Raw genomic sequence first — 15,689 nt, 5'->3', positions numbered from 1 at the left:
GTTATCCACACATTTTTTTACATTGCTGTTAACAAATGCGTGCACGATATTCCTGTCCCCTCGTTCCACAAATGTAGCAATGATAAATTTATTTTTACAAGGTTTAAATTGTATTTTCAACCAAAACGAATGTAGAGTATCATTCTACATTCGTTTTAATTTTCTTATTCCTGTGCAATTTGTACAGTTGTACGATATAAAAGTTCAGTACCTAATGAGATATCTTCAAAGGTTGAAAATTCCTTTGGGTTATGGCTTATTCCATCCTTACAGCGGACAAAAATCATCCCGTATTCACACTCATAAGACATGGCTAGTGAATCATGAAATGGGCCACTCATTAGTTCGATTGGTTCCAAGCCAATCTGTTGAATCTCATTATGCATAATTTCTTTTATTCTTTCCGAACAATATCGTGGTTCACTATTCGTATCTTCCCTAATGTTACAATGAAGCTGATGTTCCTCTGTGATCTCTTTAATCTTTTGATGCAACTGTGCTTCTAGCTTATGACGTCTGTTGAGGTCAATATCCCTTAAGTCCACCGTAAAACTTACCTTTTCAGGAATGATATTGCGCGAATCCGGGAAAACTTGTAAACTACCAACTGTACCAACCGTTGGAGCTCCTGGTTCTTGACTTGCGATCTCATTTAAAGCAATGATAATCTTTGCGGCGCCAACAAGTGCATCTTTTCTCATTTGCATTGGAACGGAACCTGCGTGTCCTGCAAAGCCTTCCAATTCAACCGTTAGCCAGAGTGGACCGGAAATCCCTGATACAATTCCAACAGGTTTATTCATAGTATCTAAAACTGGCCCTTGTTCAATATGCAACTCAAGGAACGATCCAATGCTTCCTCTCGGATATTCTGACTCTTTAAATTTTGCTGGATCACAGCCAAAATCAATGAGTGCCTCTCGTCTTGTAATACCATCTTTGTCCTTCCGTTCTAACTCCCCGTCTTCTAGCTTTCCGAGAATTCCTCTAACACCAAATAACCCTTTATTAAAGCGGCAACCTTCTTCATCAGAAAAAGCAATGACCTCAATCGGGCTGTTAGGAACAATCTCGTTTTCTTTCATCGTTTGAACAACCTCAAGGGCACCTAATACTCCAATTGTTCCGTCAAATCTTCCACCATATGGCTGGGAATCGATATGAGACCCTAACATTAAAATCGGTTTGTTTGGATTTTTCCCTTCCATTCTGCCGATTAAGTTTCCAAAATGATCAATTCTAGCTTTTAGTCCTGCTTCCTCCATCCAACCTTTTACGGTTTCTACCGCTTGGCGGTCCTCCTTAGAGAGGGCAAGGCGACACACTCCCGTTTCTCCAATTTTCCCTATTTTTGATAAGGCAATAATTCTCTCTTGTAGCCGTTCCTTATTGATCGTAAGCATTTTGACACCCATTGAATCATCCCCTATTCATTGGTCACAAAAGGTAGGTTATGTGCTTTTGCAACTTCCTCATAAACTACCTTTCCTGCCAAGAAAATCACATACTCGTCTCCAATCATTTCATTGAGTTTTTCCTCAAGTTTAATCGTTGCTCGTGTAGCTTTCCTATCTGCTATACGAAGTAAATAAAAGAGTTATTTTTACATTTTTCCAATGAAAATGAAAACATAAGAAAGCCGGTACCCTATGATTTATAGATATCGGCTGCCATTGACACATATTGAAAGCTTAAGCGCCTTCTTTTTGTTGCTTAATAAGCATCACAGCAAAATATTTACGCCCTTCTGGTGTCACAATGTGTAAGGTTTCTTTCTCCTCTTCTTTACAAAAATCTACAAATGCTCCACTCAGGTTTTCAAGTACATTTGTAATTTTATAGCCTTTTTGAAGCAAAACATCCATTTTATCCCTTTCCTGTAAAAAGAGTTGATATTCGGACATGTATTGACACTCCTTTGCCTTCATACATTGATTGTACTGTGTAGATGTATTACGATTCTACCTCAGCCTCATACATATTTATTTCTTCCTCGACGCTTCCTCCAGGTAGAGCCCAATTTAATAAAACGCCTAAAATTGCTGCCAGGGCCATCCCGTGAATTTCAAAGTTTGCTGTAAATTTCATGATTGCTCCACCAATTCCAACCACTAAAATGACCGATGAAATGATGAGGTTGCGTTTATCGCCCAAATCTACTTTACTATCAACGAGCATCCGTAATCCAGAAGCAGCAATGATTCCAAATAGTAATAGGGATATACCTCCCATCACAGCTGTTGGTATCGAGGTAATAAGTGCCGTAATTTTACCGATAAACCCAAAGAGAATAGCAAACACAGCTGCCCCACCGATTACAAAGACACTAAATACTCTCGTAATGGCTAAGACACCAATATTTTCACCATACGTCGTATTCGGAGGACCTCCCATTAATGCGGCTAGCATGGTGGCAAATCCGTCTCCCATAATCGAACGGTGCAAACCTGGCCTTTGAATTAAATCTTTATGAACGACTTTACTTAATACCATTTGATGTCCAATATGTTCAGATAATGTAACAATTGAAACAGGTACCATTAGTGCAATAATACTTAGGGTTACTGTGGGGGAATAATGAACAAATGGAAAAAGAAAATCGGGTACTTCGAAAATCTTGGCAGCCTTGACACCCGATAGGTCAACTAAGCCAACAAGAGCAGCAAAGATATATCCTCCAACAATACCAATTAATACTGGAATTAAATTCAAAAACCCTCTGAGGAAGATTGAACTTAAAATGACAATCGCCAAAGTCACCAATGCAACGGTAAAATGAAGGAGGCTATATTCGCCACCTGAATTATTCATCGCCATACCAACCGCTGTTGGTGCAAGGCTAAGTCCAATCACAATGATAACTGGTCCTACAACAACAGGTGGAAGTAATTTAACCAACCATCTATGGCCAGTTGCTTTAATGACTAAAGCTACGATCCCATAAACAACACCTGCTAAAAAGCTTCCTATCATCGCTGCACCAGGACCATCTGCCGCTGTTGCAGCAATAATCGGTGCAATAAATGCAAATGAGGAACCTACATATGCTGGAACTTGACCTTTCGTAATAAGTAAAAATGTAAGGGTACCAACTCCGCTTGAAATTAGGGCTACACCTGGACTTAAACCAACAAGATACGGAACTAAGATCGTTGCACCGAACATGGCAAACAAATGCTGAATGCTTAAAATGAAAAACTTACCTGGTGGTGGATTCTCGTTTATCCCCAGTACAACCTTCGTATCTTCACTGCTCATTACCAAATCCCCCTTTACTTTTTTCAAATTTGGTCTCACTACCTTCCCGTTGAAACTCCCCTTTCCATAAAAACGGAATCTTTAAATCAATCGTGTAAATTACAACACCCTCTCTGAATATTATTTTAAATATTCCGAATTACAAAGCCGCTTTACTTCTCTATTTAATGAAGAAAGGAGACTTTACTCCCTCCTTCGTCGATCATAAACTACAAGGTTGCCGATGTATTTTTACATTTTATACGTTTCCCCGTATTTTGCTCGTTTGATAAATTGACCTGCCCCTTGTTTTCCGACAAACTCTTTATTACGGATAACAAATTCTCCTCTTGAAAGGACGGACACTGGTTCCCCTATAAATGTCATTCCTTCAAATGCACTGTAATCAACTGCCATATGGTGGGTTTCTGCAGAAATTGTTCGTTCGATGTTAGGGTCAAAAATGACAAGATCGGCATCTACTCCAACCGCTATTGTTCCTTTCTTTGGATACAATCCAAATAGCTTTGCCACTCTAGTTGAGGTTAGATTAACAAATTGATTTAGCGTAATTCTGCCTTTTTTCACACCTTCTGAAAATAAAACGGTGAGGCGTTCTTCAATCATTGGACCCCCATTTGGAATTTTCGAGAAGTCACCTAAACCTAATTCTTTTTGTCCTTTAAAATCAAAGGAACATTGATCCGATCCAAAAGTGTGAAGCTGTCCTGTACGTAATGCATTCCACAACACATCTTGGTTCCATTTTTCACGAAGCGGAGGTGACCAAACGTATTTCGCTCCTTCGAAATCTGGCTTTTCTAGATAGGATTGATCCAGAACTAAATATTGTGGGCATGTTTCTCCCCACACTTCATAGCCCTTTTCTCTAGCTTTTGTAATCGCCTGTACGGCATCGGCACATGAAACATGGACTACATAAAGTTGCGAATTCGCAAGTCCTGCAAAGGTTGCTGCTCTTTCGGTAGCCTCCCCTTCGATTTCCTGTGGTCGAGTTAATGCATGGTAGATCGGTTCGGTCTTTCCTTCACTTAATGCCTTTTTTACAAGAAAGTCGATGACATCTCCATTCTCTGCATGAACCATGACGAGCGCACCTAAATCTTTCGCCGCAACGAGTGTTTTATATAACGTTTCATCATCTGCTTGAAGGACATTTTTATAGGCCATAAATACTTTAAAGGATGTAATTCCTTCCTTTTCGATCACGGATGGAAGCTCATTTAATACAGCATCCGTTACCTCACCGATCGATAGATGGAAACCGTAATCAATGACTGCTTTTCCTTTTGACTTTTGATGCCATGTCTGTATGGCATCTTTTAGCGGCTCCCCTTTATTGGATAAACAAAAATCTATAATCGTCGTTGTTCCTCCAAACGCAGCCGCCATTGTTCCCGTTTCAAAATCATCCTTCGTGACTGTACCTCCAAACGGCATTTCTAGATGAGTATGAGGATCAATCCCTCCTGGAAATACATAACATCCATTTGCATCAACGGTTTCTACGCCTTCCGTCGAAAGATTGTGCCCAATTTGGCTAATGACTCCGTTTTCCACGAGAATATCTGCTTCGTACGTATCCGTTGCTGTTACAACGGTTCCGTTTTTAATAACCTTTTTCATCCATTATCCTCCTTCTTAAACTATTAACCTTTATTTTATTGAGTCTGTTTTACAACTAACTGCACCAAGAGCTGCTTGACGTTCATTCCAAGTCATTGGAGGTAACCCACTCGGGACTTCCACCATATCAATTGCACCTTCAACGGGACAAACAATGGAACATAAGTTACATCCGACACAGTCTTCTTCTCTAACCTTTATGATGTTGTAGCCATTTCCGTCCTTTAGCATATCAATACACTGATGGGAGGTATCCTCGCATGCAATATGGCATTTATTGCAATTTATACACACATCATTATTGATTCGCGCCACGATTTTATAGTTAAGATCTAGGTCACCCCAGTCAGAATACTTCGGAACGGTTTTTCCTACGATATCCATAACCGAAGCAAGCCCCTTTTCATCTAAGTAATTGTCTAGCCCTTCAATCATGTCCTCTACAATTCGAAAGCCATGATGCATAGCTGCCGTACACACCTGAACACCTGAAGCTCCCATTAGCATATATTCCACCGCATCCTGCCAAGTTGAAATGCCACCAATTCCTGAAATTGGAATGTTAATATGAGGACTTCTTGCACATTCAGCTACCATATTAAGGGCGATCGGTTTTACAGCAGGGCCGCAATATCCCCCATGTGCACCTTTCCCTCCAACATGCGGGATCGTATTCCACGTATCAAGATCGACACCCGCTAAACTATTAATCGTGTTAATCATACTGATGGCATCGGCTCCTCCTCTAGTAGCAGCCTCTGCAGTAGCCGTTATATCTGTAATATTAGGAGTAAGTTTAACAATGACAGGTGTTTGAGCAACCTCTTTTACCCAGTATGTTTGTTGTTCTACAAGAGAAGGCACCTGGCCAGATGCGGAACCCATCCCTCGTTCGGCCATGCCATGCGGACAACCAAAATTGAGTTCTAATCCATCTACACCTACTTCTTCTACTCTTTTTACAATTTCATGCCATTTCTCTTGTTTTGGTTCCACCATCAGTGAGGCAATGATCGTATGGTTTGGAAATAGCTTTTTTGTTTCTTTAATTTCTTTTAAGTTAACTTCTAGTGGACGATCCGAGATTAATTCAATATTGTTGAAGCCCGCTACTCGTTGTCCATTGAAACTCACTGCTCCAAACCGAGAAGTTACATTTAAAATGGGATCACCTAATGTCTTCCATACAGCTCCACCCCACCCAGCTTCAAATGCACGTTGAACCTGGTATCCTGAATTTGTTGGAGGTGCAGAAGCCAACCAAAATGGATTTGGGGACTCAATTCCTGCTAAATTGATACGTAAATCCGCCATAGAAACGCCTCCTTTTTGCCATTAAAGTTTTTTATTTAGAAACTGCACTAACCATTGCTTTGTGTAATGAATATGCCGCATCCTTCCCTTGTTGTGCGGCTGAAACGACCATTGCTTCTCCTTGGCCTTTTCCGAAAATAACGTCGCCACATGCAAACACCTTTTTATTCGATGTTTGGAGTGTTTCTTGATTGATTTTCACCACTCCACCGTCATGCTCAAGACCGAATTGCTCGATAAGATCTGTATATCTTGTTTGACCAATTGCTTTTATAACAGCGTCTACCTCCAAAATAAACTCGGATCCCTTCATTGGTACAGGTCGCCTTCTCCCATCCTCACCCGGTTCTCCAAGCTCCATTTTGATGCATTCAATCGCTTTTACACGCCCTTGATCGTCACCTATGATTCTCTTAGGAGCTGTTAACCATCTAAATTCAACACCATCTTGTTTCGCAAATTCATATTCAAAATCATAGGCAGTCATTTCTTCTAATGTTCTTCGATAAAGGATTTTTACATTTTCCGCTCCTAAACGTATCGAACATGTCGCTCCATCAATGGCCGTATTCCCTGCGCCAATCACAACAACCCGTTTTCCTAAGAAACGATCAGTAATTGGTTTTGTTTTTGTTTCTTTTACAAATTCGATAGCATCGTAAACGCCATCCAATACTTCCCCATCAATACGAAGAGGAGGAACCTTTGACATTCCAATTGCTAGAATGATGGCATCGAAGTTTTCTAAAATTTCATCTACTGTAACATCCTTCCCCACTCTCGTATTTGTCCGTATTTTCACATCTACGCTTTCTACTTGCTTTACTTCCCAAAAAGAAATTTCCTGTGGAAGTCTAAAGGAGACAATTCCATATGTGTTCAAGCCACCAGCTTTTTCTTCCGCTTCAAAAATCGTCACATCATAGCCAAGTAAACCGAGTTCTCTTGCCGCTGAAAGACCTGCAGGACCGCCGCCAATAATCGCCACTGTTTTTCCATTTTTGTTACCTGGTTTAAAAAGCACCTGTTCATTTCGTATCGCCCAGTCTGTTGCATATCGTTGTAAATCACCTATCATAATCGGTTTTGTAGAATGATTTAACACGCAAGCCCCTTCACAAAGCTCATCTGTCGGACAAACACGAGCACAGCTAGCTCCTATCGGATTGGATGTCATAATCGTTTTGGCGGATCCTTTTAGATTTCCAGAAGCAATTTTTTTAATGAAGGTAGGGATATCAATTCCAGTAGGGCATGCAGTTATACAAGGGGCGTCATAGCAGTAAAGGCAGCGATTCGATTCCTCCATCGCTTCACGGTTCGTTAATCCAGGTTTTACTTCATGGAAGTTCCTTTTTAAATCTTGATATGAAATTCTTGTGTTTGATAGACTCATAGATTTACCTCCTTTATATAATGAAATTTACACCATACAATAGACAATTCGAGTTCAAATTGGCGTATTCGCCCAATTTTTGAACCCACATGATGTATAGGTCACAAAGACGCGCCACTGAGATGTTGCTTACTTACTCTTTGATTTTTGGCTCAAGACTTACCTAAAATAAATCGTGCATCCGATAGAGTTTTAACCATTATTCAGGCAGGTACTTCTGCTGGATAATGGTTAAAATGCAAATAAAAGAACGTTCATACAGAAAGCGTTTACATTCTAATATTAGTTCCATCTACTAACTTTTATGACAAAACAGAGACTAGTTTTCAAAATATTAGGAACTTTAAGTCTATTTTGCTTTTACTTGTTTTTTTGGCATTGACCATCCCATTCACAAAAGTAGGTGGTGTTGATGGAAAATACACAGTTTAATTCATGACTGATTGTTCCTTCCTATTTCAACTGCCCTTTTCCAATGCTGGATACCAGAAGTGAACATGGGACAGGAAAGTCGTTCACAAATTTTTTAACATTTCTGTAAGCGAATGTGTGAACAAATCCTGTCCCCTCGTTCTCCATTAGATTCTCGACATTGACAGCTACCCCTAACGGCTCCCCTTGTCCACCCCCTAGGATAATTAGACTCCCACTACTAATATGGTATTCTAGTGCTATAGAGAAATAATAGAAAGGTAGATGGAGATGTATACAAAACAAGACTTAATCGAGTCTCTTAAACAATTAGGTATCGATGAAAATGGAACATTACTTGTTCATTCGTCGATGAAAAGTATTGGACAAGTACAAGGTGGCGCAGATACCGTCCTTGATGCTTTATCGGAATATATGAAAAATGGCCTTTTGGTTCTACCTACTCATACATGGTCCTATATTAAAGCGGAAAATCCACGGTTTTATGTCGATGAGTCCCCATCATGTGTTGGTGTACTAACTGAACTCTTTCGGAAACGGCCTGGTGTGGTACGCTCCTGGCATCCCACGCATTCTGTCGCTGCATTAGGAAAAGGAGCTCATGAATTTGTTGCAGGAAATGAAAGATTTGATACGCCATGCGCAAGGGAATCTGTTTGGGGGAAATTACTCGATCACAAGGCAACAATTTTGTTGTTAGGGGTCGATTTACGGAGATGTACGTATATTCATGGAGTGGAAGAGTGGCTTGATATTCCAGGTCGACTGACGGAAGAACACGAAACGCTTTATACGGTCTTACCAGATGGAACGGAAATCGTCGTACCACAACGAAGACATATTGGTCACACTTCTGAAAAATACGGTCGCGTAGAAGATGTTTTTCTAAATAATAATGCGATGTACAAAGGTAAATTTGGTGATGCCACCGTTAGGGTTTGCGATACAGTAAAAATGACAGACTTGTTATATCCTTTACTAGAAGAGAATACAACATTATTTTCATAGATTCTACTAAATTGGTGCGCAATGCAAAAAATTAACAGAGATAATAGCAATCATCACACTTGTCACCAATAAGCCCTGTTAGCGATATTTCAATCTACTAACAGGGCTTTATTTTTATGCAATTTCCTTTTAGAGCATTTTTATTAGAAAAACACCAATGACCATAATAATGAGTCCTACTACTTGAATTAATTCAATTTGATTTTTTATAGATTTGAATAATCCAAATTGAGCCACTAAAAGGCTACCTGCAATTTGACCGAACAACACTAGAACTACTGTTTGTCCGGTACCTATTTGACCTACAAGATAAACATTAATTAAAACATATAGTCCACCTATGACTCCACCAATCCATACCCACCACGGTGCTGATTGCTTAATAGGCTCCTTGATTTTGGTAAAACTTCGCTCCTTTAGTCCAACTATCAATAATAAAGTGATAAAACCAACTAAAAATGAGACAAAGGCAGCATGAAAGGAAGAATGAAGAGCTACACCTAACTGTCCGTTGACAGCTGCTTGTATAGAAACTAACATTCCTGCACCAATTCCAATAAAACGCCATTTCCATTGGTTCACCTGTTTTTCCTCTGTAGAATCTGATCCTTGACGATTAGCTTTGATTTCTGGTAATACAACAGCTAAGAAAATACCTAATAATACAAAAACCACACCGAATACTCGGTTCATACCGAAAGGCTGTACGATTGAATTAAACAGGCCGAAATGATCGATAAACATTCCCATCACAATAATCCCTAATATCGGCATAACAGTCGTTTGAACACTTCCTATTTTAGGAAAGAGCTGTATATTTGTTGTTAAAAAAACGACACCACAAAAACCACCAATCCAAATCCAAATCGGTTCACTTGTAAACAAGGATAGAGGTACACCTAAAGAGGAACCACTTATTAATGTACTAATAGCCAAAAAGATCGTTCCTACTAAAAAGGAAACCATGGAAGCAAAATAGGGGGAAACAACAAATTTTCTCAACTGTGAATTTACGGCTGTTTGTGCAGCTAAACCGAATCCTATTCCGATGCCTAAAAAAGCTGTAATCATGATTCCCCTCCTTCATCGAGTAAAGCATACCACAATACGTTTACAAATGAATATTTTTTTAGAGTTATAACGTCTATTAATTTGCACGTTTGTCTATTTTGCCAATTTCCCTGTAGCCAAGCTTCTGATACAGCTTGTGCGCCTGTATGTATACGGTCTTACCAGATGGAACGGAAATCCTCGTACCCCAAAGTAGACTAGCAAATGTTTTATCTTAATGTAGCCACATACTCTAAGAGATAGATCGATTTTCTTTAACTATAACTTTTATTTAATTTCCAATATCTGTGTAGATTCCTTGTCCCCCCTTCCACCTCTTGCCCCGTGAAGATTCGAAGCGATTTACGTACTCTTTATAAATAGGTACATATAATGAAGGAACCGTTTTATGAAGGGGTGTAGGGAATGAGTGTAGTAAGAGATAATACAAATAGTAAGCGACCTAATATTCTTATATTAATGGTCGATGAACAACGATTTCCGTCAATTTACGAGACGGCACGATTAAAGAGATGGTGTAAAGAAAATCTAGTAACACAAGAGCTGTTAAAGAAGAATGGAATGGAGTTTGTTAATCATTACGCTGGAAGCACAGCTTGCTCTCCGAGTAGAACTACATTATATACTGGGCAATATCCTTCCTTGCACGGAGTAACACAAACGACTGGGGCGGCTAAAGGTTCTTTTGATCCGGATGTTTTTTGGCTTGATCCGAACTCCGTGCCTACGATGGGACATTATTTTCGGGCTGCGGGGTATGAAACGTTCTGGAAAGGGAAGTGGCATGCTTCAGATGAGGATATTTTAATTCCAGGTACACACAATGCTTATGCTAGTTATAGTGCTAAAACAGGTTCACCGACGAAAGATGCGGTATCTCTTTACGAGAAAGCTAATCGTCTAGATTCCTACGGTTTTTCCGGTTGGATTGGACCAGAACCTCATGGACCAATCCCACGTAATTCTGCTTCGTCTGCACGCTTCGGATTATCGGGACGAGATGAAGTATATGCTGCAGATACGGTGAAATTGATTCAATCTCTAGAGAAGAAAGCTTCTAAAGGAAAAGACCAAACACCGTGGTTTATTATGTGCTCGTTAGTAAATCCGCATGATATTGCCCTGTATGGAGTGGTAACTGCTCGCCAGCGTACGTTTCATTTTCAAGTTGATCCAACTCTTCCATCCATTCCACCGGCACCAACTACTCGCGAAACGTTAGACACGAAGCCAACAGCGCATGCAAGTTACCGGGACACCTACCCAAAAGCATTACAACCAATCGTGAACAACCAATTTTATCGACAGTTGTACTATAGTCTTCAAAAGAAGGTAGACCAAGAAATGCTAAAAGTTTTTAAAGCACTTCAAAAGTCTTGTTTTTATGAAGATACAATTGTGGTATTTACGTCAGACCATGGGGAACTATTAGGAGCTCACGGTGGTCTGTATCAAAAATGGTATAACATGTATGAAGAATCGATTCATGTACCACTCATTATCCATAGCCCAAAACTGTTTTCGAAAAGAACTACTACCGATGCACTAACTAGTCACGTAGACGTACTACCTACTTTAATAGGTTTAGCTGGATTAGATGTCGATGTGCTACAAAAAAAGCTTACAAAATCACATACGGAAGTACGTCCTTTCGTTGGTAGAGATTTATCATCGCTAGTGAAAGGCAATAGAGAATGTCCAAGAGTTGAGGAGCCGTTATATTTCATGACAGACGATGATTTTACAAAAGGACTAAATCAAACAACCGTAACTGGGCAGCCATACGAATCAGTCGTTCAGCCGAATCATATTGAAGCAGTAATTACGAAGTTAGAAACAGGAGAAAACAACCAAAAAGAAATTTGGAAATATGCTCGTTACTTTGACAACCCTCAGTTTTCGGATGGAAAGGATAGTTCCGTCCCAGACGAATACGAACTGTATAACTTAACGAAAGATCCATTAGAAGAAAGAAACTTAGCAAATAAAGCCTTTGCAACAGAAGAAAGTAGAACTATTCAGCAAGTTTTGGAGAAATTATTAGAGGAGCAATCTAAGGAGAAACGGTTATATCCTAGAGTAAAGGTTTAGAGTGAACGGAGGGACAGGAAAGTCATTCACTCATTTTTTAACATTTCTGTAAGCAAATGTGTGAACAATAATAACCCTGTCTCCTCGTTGTCCATTAGAATCTCAGCCTTGACGGCTCCTTTCCCCCTTCCACCCTTAACCTCTAATGGTCTTGCTACGCTTAATAAGATAGGAAACCGAATAAGATATTATTAACACCATCCCAATTAAGAAAGTAATAAAAAAACCAATTATTCCTTAAATACCAACCCATCCAACTGTGAATGTAAGAAAAAATAATCCATAACAAAAACCAGCCACTATTATAGCAACAGGTACGTTGAAAGGAAATAGACGTTTCCACCCTATTGCTAAAGAAGTCGAAATGACTAGTATTGCAATTGAAATGATCGTATGTAGTAAGCCCCAGCGCAATTCGATACGAGACTGTGCCTCCTCACCAAAAGTAGTGTGTGGTCTAGTATTTAAATCATAGAGTGTGAGAATTGCTGTGACAACTCCTACAAATAATAAGAGTATGAAAATACCCCAGTTTATTTTTTTATTTTATTTTTATTCATCATTTAATACCCCCTAGATTAATTCTCATTAAAGTAACAAAGTATAGGTTTAATTCTGTACTCTTGCACTAAATTCCTTCCTTCTCAAACTTCTCATTAGTTTAAGCGAAAAACTTTCCAATATGGCAAATCTACATACTAATAACATAACAGATGAAAACGAATTAATGTTGCGATTATTAGCCCGCTATGGTGAGGAAGAATTTGCTATACTATTTACTAATAAAAGCTTTAAAATATATATGAAAATACAGTATGATTAGGTCTTATTTTAATTGTTTGAACAGTTAACACCGGGCTATTAAAATACTAGCATTCTTTTTCAAAATTGAGCCCCTTTTTAAAAGGGTAGTTTACCGGGAAGAATCGTGTGGTTGTAGAAGAGTAGGAGGAAACAGTGTGGGTTGTCAAAGTTGTGTGATAGGAGAAATCTATTTTGAGGTGAAAATGGAAGGACAATATAACTCAAAAATATTGGAGAGAATTACTAGCTATTTAGAAAATCATCATTCTTCTATCGACCAGAATAATAATACATGGAAAATAAAAGAAACTGTTTTAAAGGAGCTTTTCGATTTTAGTAAAGATATGATGGACCAAAGAGATATTTATTTTCGGATAGAATCAGAACAAAATTGGAAAAGTTTCCATGAAGCCGAAGCTATTTTTGAGCAACAGTGGATTGATGATGTCATCAAAAACGAGCTCATTACCTTTTTCTTTCAACCAATTATTACAGCAAAAAAAGAGATATTTGCATATGAAATGTTAGCAAGGTTCCGCGATGAAGAAGGTAAAATTGTTTCCCCAAGTAATATATTTCGTGCAGCAAAAGAAAGAGGAAGACTTTATGCTTTGGACCGGGTATGTAGGTTGAATGCGATAAAAGCTTCTAGAGCAGTTGATGAAAAGGTGTTTATTAACTTTATACCTACTTCTATTTATTCTCCAGAATATTGTTTGAAATCAACAGTAAATCTAGCGAACAGTTTAGGATTGAACCCTTCCAAATTTGTATTTGAAGTAGTAGAAACGGAAAAAGTAGATGATATTGATCATTTAAAGTCCATTTTAACTTTCTATAAAGAAAAAGGGTTTCAATACGCTTTAGATGACGTTGGAGAAGGATATAGTACGATTAATCTATTAGCTGATTTAAAGCCACATTATATGAAACTGGACCTAAAATATGTACAAGGTGTAGCCGAAACAGTGGAAAAGCAAAGGGTAGCAGAAAAGTTTTTAAAGAAGGCTCTTGAAATAGGTTCTATTCCATTAGCTGAAGGAATTGAAAATAAAGAAGACTTTGAATGGTTGAAAGATATCGGTTATCAATTGTTTCAAGGCTATTATTTTGGAAAACCGAGTCCAAAACCTTTAAAATATGTTTAAGCAGGCGAAGGGACAGAAATATGGTCCCTTCGTTCATATTCATGCTTTTCTTCATTACTTCTCTGTTATCGAAGGAACAGGTACATCCCATGTTTTACCCTGCATCATATGCTTTTTCTCCTAGCTTTTCATGTTGTTCACTGTTGTAGTTAATAAGATCGACCTTTTTCCATTTACCAATCCATAGATAGCTGTATGAAAATATAAATGCTAATATAGCAGAGGTGGAGTAAGCTATCCATACACCTACTTCTGTATTAGATAGTAGTCTCGGAATAACTATTAACGGAATTAAGGCGGAAATGTACATATTCCAAACGATTAATAAAAGGGAACCTTTATAGTCACCTGAACCAGAAACGGTAAAAATTGCAACCATCGTTAACATACTTAATATCCATGGAATTAAGTAATAATTTAAAAATTGCGAGGCTAATAAAATGATTTGCTGATCATTCGTTATGAAATATAGCGCATATGGTTTTGTAAAGAAAATAACGATAGCAGAAAAGACAGACATCGCGCCAACTGAAAGGAAGGTTACCTTTATTACTTTTCGTATATTTTCCCATTTTCCCGCTCCGATGTTTTGTCCGATAAAAGGAATTAGACCTGTGGCGAAATTTAGTATTACTTGGTTAAAAATATAGATAACATAAAGACCAGAAGTAATGGCGATGAAAATAGTATCATCGTAATATGACAAAACAATAATAACTAAAAACATTGATAAATTAAATGAGATGCTGTTAATCGTTTGGGCAATTGCTTGAGGGATTGATTTTTTCATTAATGCCTTATTCATTTTCTTCCAACTAAGCAGTTGTATCTTAATATCGTATGTATGAAACATTTTTCTAAATAGGTAGAACATATAAATCCCACCTAATAGATGTGAGAGTACAGTTGAAGAAGCTGCTCCCTTCATACCTCCCCAACCTAGAAATTCAAATAAATAGATTAATAGTGGCGTGAACACTGTATTCAGGAGCACCATAAATATTAACCCTTTAAGAACAGAAAGGGAGTTCCCCATATTCCTTGCCATATAAAACAAATACGTTTGAACAATGATAATGATATATCCAATGAAAAAAATAAGCAAATAATCTTTCGATAATACTTTCGCTTCACTTGAGATACCAAATAATGACACAATAACCGGTAGTAATAATATACCGATAATACTAGCTACTACTCCAAATACTAATAAGCTTATCATTCCTCCATTGAATATATCCTGCGCTTCTTTATATTTCTTTGCACCATAATATTGAGTAAACAGTACTCCGACTCCTGTAACAACTCCAACAATAATACTTTCTATAAAACTTACACTTGCCATAGAAACTCGAAAAGAACTAATCACTTCCACACCTGGAAGCAGACGTGTTAACCAAAAAAGGTCAATTAGAACTAATAAAAAACCCACAACGCCAATTCCTATTAGTGGCAACGAAAATTTAAACATATTTTTCCATACTTTATCATCTGTAATATCGACCATGTCCTGCTTCTACCTCCTTATAGTGTAATAGAGG

General features: G+C 38.3%; 11 protein-coding genes. 3 read left to right on the top strand and 8 right to left on the bottom strand.

The window, feature by feature from the left end; all coding sequences use genetic code 11:
• Positions 1 to 164: 164 nt before the first annotated feature.
• From BC6307_RS07015 to BC6307_RS06990, 6 genes are all read right to left on the bottom strand, one after another.
• Entirely contained in the window at positions 165 to 1,415 is a 1,251-nt protein-coding gene (locus tag BC6307_RS07015) for a M20 family metallo-hydrolase (RefSeq protein WP_066411292.1), read from the bottom strand.
• A gap of 276 nt (positions 1,416 to 1,691) precedes the next feature.
• Positions 1,692 to 1,904, bottom strand: coding sequence for a hypothetical protein (locus BC6307_RS07010; protein WP_066411295.1), 213 nt, complete (start codon positions 1,902 to 1,904; stop codon positions 1,692 to 1,694).
• A gap of 49 nt (positions 1,905 to 1,953) precedes the next feature.
• The gene (locus BC6307_RS07005) at positions 1,954 to 3,258 is read right to left on the bottom strand and encodes a solute carrier family 23 protein (RefSeq protein WP_066411297.1); all 1,305 of its coding nucleotides are present in this window, start codon (positions 3,256 to 3,258) and stop codon (positions 1,954 to 1,956) included.
• Positions 3,259 to 3,489: 231 nt separating this feature from the next.
• Positions 3,490 to 4,884: a dihydropyrimidinase gene (gene hydA, locus BC6307_RS07000; RefSeq protein ID WP_066411299.1), complete on the bottom strand. Its 1,395-nt coding sequence runs from the start codon at positions 4,882 to 4,884 to the stop codon at positions 3,490 to 3,492.
• Positions 4,885 to 4,914: 30 nt separating this feature from the next.
• Complete coding sequence (gene preA, locus BC6307_RS06995; RefSeq protein WP_066411301.1) at positions 4,915 to 6,198, bottom strand: NAD-dependent dihydropyrimidine dehydrogenase subunit PreA; 1,284 nt, start codon at positions 6,196 to 6,198, stop codon at positions 4,915 to 4,917.
• Between the two features lie 31 nt (positions 6,199 to 6,229).
• Positions 6,230 to 7,594, bottom strand: a complete 1,365-nt coding sequence (locus BC6307_RS06990) for an NAD(P)-dependent oxidoreductase (protein ID WP_066411303.1) — start codon at positions 7,592 to 7,594, stop codon at positions 6,230 to 6,232.
• Positions 7,595 to 8,296: 702 nt separating this feature from the next.
• Between BC6307_RS06990 and BC6307_RS06980 the strand changes: the two genes are divergently transcribed.
• Positions 8,297 to 9,034, top strand: coding sequence for an AAC(3) family N-acetyltransferase (locus BC6307_RS06980; protein WP_066411312.1), 738 nt, complete (start codon positions 8,297 to 8,299; stop codon positions 9,032 to 9,034).
• A gap of 129 nt (positions 9,035 to 9,163) precedes the next feature.
• Here the strand turns inward: BC6307_RS06980 and BC6307_RS06975 are convergent, their stop codons facing one another.
• Positions 9,164 to 10,105 (bottom strand): DMT family transporter, encoded by a 942-nt coding sequence (locus BC6307_RS06975; protein ID WP_066411314.1) that lies wholly within the window; start codon positions 10,103 to 10,105, stop codon positions 9,164 to 9,166.
• A gap of 405 nt (positions 10,106 to 10,510) precedes the next feature.
• On the opposite strand from BC6307_RS06975, the gene BC6307_RS06970 reads away from it, so the two are divergent.
• Both BC6307_RS06970 and BC6307_RS06960 read left to right on the top strand, forming a co-directional pair.
• Positions 10,511 to 12,196 carry a sulfatase family protein gene (locus BC6307_RS06970; protein ID WP_066411315.1) on the top strand — a complete coding sequence of 562 codons (1,686 nt, stop codon included), beginning with the start codon at positions 10,511 to 10,513 and terminating at the stop codon, positions 12,194 to 12,196.
• A gap of 959 nt (positions 12,197 to 13,155) precedes the next feature.
• Positions 13,156 to 14,148: an EAL domain-containing protein gene (locus BC6307_RS06960; RefSeq protein ID WP_066411316.1), complete on the top strand. Its 993-nt coding sequence runs from the start codon at positions 13,156 to 13,158 to the stop codon at positions 14,146 to 14,148.
• A 94-nt stretch (positions 14,149 to 14,242) separates the two neighbouring features.
• Here the strand turns inward: BC6307_RS06960 and BC6307_RS06955 are convergent, their stop codons facing one another.
• On the bottom strand, positions 14,243 to 15,655 hold the full coding sequence (locus BC6307_RS06955) for an MATE family efflux transporter (protein ID WP_066411319.1): 1,413 nt from the start codon (positions 15,653 to 15,655) through the stop codon (positions 14,243 to 14,245).
• Positions 15,656 to 15,689 lie beyond the last annotated feature (34 nt).

Source organism: Sutcliffiella cohnii (assembly GCF_002250055.1).
Lineage (GTDB): Bacteria > Bacillota > Bacilli > Bacillales > Bacillaceae_I > Sutcliffiella > Sutcliffiella cohnii.
Note: the sequence above shows the minus strand (reverse complement) of the source record. Positions and strands in the feature narration are given on the sequence as shown.